At 48.2% G+C, this 3,403-nt stretch carries 3 protein-coding genes; all 3 read right to left on the reverse strand.

The window, feature by feature from the left end; genetic code table 11:
• Positions 1-146: 146 nt before the first annotated feature.
• From CIK89_RS02860 to CIK89_RS02870, 3 genes are read right to left on the reverse strand one after another with little or no spacing between them, the layout of a single operon-like run.
• A complete protein-coding gene (locus CIK89_RS02860) occupies positions 147-677 on the reverse strand; it encodes a peroxiredoxin (protein WP_094389936.1) in 531 nt (176 codons plus the stop codon).
• A 22-nt stretch (positions 678-699) separates the two neighbouring features.
• A complete protein-coding gene (locus CIK89_RS02865; protein ID WP_094389934.1) occupies positions 700-1,263 on the reverse strand; it encodes a 4'-phosphopantetheinyl transferase superfamily protein in 564 nt (187 codons plus the stop codon).
• Positions 1,260-2,732 (reverse strand): ATP-dependent RecD-like DNA helicase, encoded by a 1,473-nt coding sequence (locus tag CIK89_RS02870; RefSeq protein WP_094389935.1) that lies wholly within the window; start codon positions 2,730-2,732, stop codon positions 1,260-1,262. Before CIK89_RS02870 ends, CIK89_RS02865 begins: the two co-directional genes overlap by 4 nt.
• Positions 2,733-3,403: the final 671 nt, after the last annotated feature.

Here is a 3,403-nt window from a genome sequence, read left to right on the forward strand (position 1 = left end):
ACCTCTTCGACAGACCGATTCTACCTTTTTACAACAAAGGTACGAAACTGTCTTTAGCAATCATAGTTTTACCTTGATTATTTAACATTTATGCGACTGCGTCGCATTCTTCTGCAAACTTAGAGTGATTTCCGTGTGATAAAAAGTTACCGGAGCGCCTCCAGATAACTGGCGAGTCGTTCCGTCACAACAGTAGCAAGCGCCACTTTACCATCTTGATCAATCACGACAATAGAAGGAATCCACTTCACACCATAAGCCTTAGAGATTTCGGTATCATGAAACTTCTTCAACTCCGACACCTGAGGATACGTAATGCCGTATTTCTCGCACGCTGCACGCCACGCCTCAACATTGGTATCCATCGACACACCGACAAAAGCAACACCCTTGTCGCTATATTTCTTATAGAGTTCTACAACGGCAGGAGCTTCCTTTCTACAGTCGGGACACCATGATGCCCAGAAGTCGAGCACTACCACACGACCCTTCAGTTCCGACAGGGAGAACGGTTTTCCATCGATGGTCTGCATCGTGAAATCGGGTGCCACACTACCCACCTTCACCAATTCTGTGGCATACTTGGCATCGAGGTCTCCCTCTTCTGCCTGTTGTGCTTGTACCGAAGCGGTCATCATCACCATCACCGCCAATAATAATTGTTTCATTGTCTTCATATCTTTATCTATAATATTGTTTTCACTGATCACTATACGCCACCGAATACACATAGCGCTGGCCGGCGCTAACCACGGTATCTACCCTGCCCGCACCATCGAGCACAGATTTCATATCGCTGCGGATGCCTTCGCCCGAACGCTTCTGCACCGCCTCTTTCATCGTCCACAGGCGCACAAACTCCAGTTCAGGATTGGCTGATTGTCCGATCTGCAGCAGCTCGTCATCACTCATGGTGTGGCGCACCAATGCCTCACGATAGCCGCGCATCGACTCGATATCGACGCCCACAGGATGGGAATCGATCACACAGATGGCTGCCTCACGACAATGACTCATATTGAAACAGATGTCTGGATGACCCACGATAAACGGTTTGCCGTGTTCGCCATAAGAGAACACGGGCGGCTCCATGATGCCAAACTCCCGTTGCAGTCCCTCGCACAACAGCAGATAGGCTGCCACACAAGTGCGACGTCCAAGGTCGTGCTTGAAAGCTAAAGCCTGTTGGCGGCGCTGTTCCGACAGGAGTGACAGGGCGTGCTCCACATCGAGTTGGTCTAAATGGTCGTTGAGATATATCATGGGGCTGTTTCTTGAGGGTTTTGATGCGTATTGTCGGTCTGCGTCTTGGGCCAGTTGACTAAATAGAGGCGCTCCGACGCACGGGTAAAGGCGGTATAGAGCCAGTGGATATAATCGGGAGTGAGCATCTCATCGGTCATATATCCCTGATCCACATAGATATGTGCCCACTGTCCTCCCTGTGCCTTATGGCAGGTGGCGGCATAGGCAAACTTCACCTGTAGCGCATTATAATAAGGGTCTTGCTTGAGCTGCTTGAAGCGTTCCTGCTTGGTGGGAATGTCGGCATAGTCTGCCATCACCTGTTGGAAGAGTTGTTCCTGTTGGTCGCGGGTCAGTGCGGGAGCTTCTGATGTCAGCGTGTCGAGCAGTATGGTGGCTGTCACTTCGGCATCGTCATAATCGGGGAATGCCAACGTCACATCGGCAAAGCGAAAGCCATAGAGCTTTCGGATGTTGCGCACACGACGCACCTCTGCCCTGTCGCCATTGGCAATAAAGGTTTCGCTGGCATCGGTAGCCTGTCCGGTGGTGGGCAGTTTCCAGTAATAATTGTTTTTCACAATCATCAACTGGTCGCCAGTGGTCAGTTCATCCTCCCGTCCGAGCACCATATTGCGAATGCCTTGGTTGTAGATATTGGCACGCTTGTTGGATCGGGTGATGACCATGGTCTCGTCGAGTCCTACCTCCGAATAGCTTCCTGCCAATGTTTCTATGAGTTCGTCGCCCATCACCAAACGGATATCGTCAAAGCCTTCGAAGCGTACCTTCGGCAACGATACGTCGCCATATTCCTCCATGGCATCAAACATCCGACGGATGGTAGTGGCATTGTAGAGGATGCCTGAATCCTGACTCTGTCGCAACACTTCGTTGAGATCACACTCGCTGACATGCAGTCCGTAGCCTCGCAGGATATCGCCCACCAGTGCAGGACTCTCGTCTTCGCCCACTGGTGGCAACTGGGCGCGGTCGCCGATGAGCATCAACCGACAGTTGCGCCCGTTATAGACGAAGCGAATCAAGTCGTCCAACAGTTGACCTTGTGCAAAGGGTGTATCGCCATAGGTCGATGCGTTGGCTATCATCGAAGCCTCATCCACGATGAACAGCGTATCTTGTGTGTTATTGTAATTGAGGCAGAATGCCCCTTCCAACGACTGTTGCCGATAGATGCGACGATGGATGGTATAGGCTGAATGGCCCGAATAGAGCGAGAAGACCTTGGCGGCACGTCCTGTTGGAGCAAGCAACACCATCCGCTGTTGCAGTTCTGCCATGGTCTTCACAATGGCTGCGGCAAGAGTGGTCTTACCTGTTCCTGCCGAACCGCGCAACACCATGACAGCCTCTTCACGACGGTTGGTCATGAAGGAAGCAAACTGCCCTATGGCTTGCTCTTGTTCGGCGGTTGGCACATGACAGAAGTTATGTCTGATGCGGTAAATCAGTTCGTCGATTATCATACGGTGGTCAAAGTTACGAAATATTGCAGAAATAGAAAAGCATTTTGGGATGATTAACGTTGATGACTGTGATTTTTCCTTGCATCACGCGGTGTACAAGTTAAATTCCTATAAAAAATTCATTCTGTATGCTGTAGATACGTAGAATTCATATAATTTTGCATCAGAGAAGCCAAAGGGGACATTTTTTGTCTCTATTATGTTATAGATTACAAGATATGCAGCCAGATAGTTTGCAAAATTGGATAGAAGTGCAGATGATGCACGGCCGTTACATCTTCACTAAAGCATTGTATCGAGTGTATTTTAGTAAGGATTTTAGTTAAATATTATATTTGGTGTTGCCTGTCGGCAAGAAATCTTGGAGGAAATCTTTATGTAAAATCTAAGGACCTAAACGGTCCAGAAATCTATTTAAGATTGCTATCTCCCTAAAATATTTCTTGCGAAGCAACATCTTAAAAAAAGATTTCCTCCAAAGATTTCTTGCCGTAGGCAACCAAACCAATCCAATAATCCGCACCTTTGATGTCAACCATCCAAGTGAAATGCACCCCTAAAGTTAGACATAAAGCTTTTAGAGGTACATTATGAGTAGTTTTCATTCATTAAAAGAAAGATTAGAAACAGTATTAAAGGTAAAGTCTGGCGTACCCATCGTGCAGAAACGA

The organism is Prevotella sp. P4-119, from assembly GCF_002251345.1.
In the GTDB taxonomy this organism is placed as follows: Bacteria; Bacteroidota; Bacteroidia; order Bacteroidales; family Bacteroidaceae; genus Prevotella.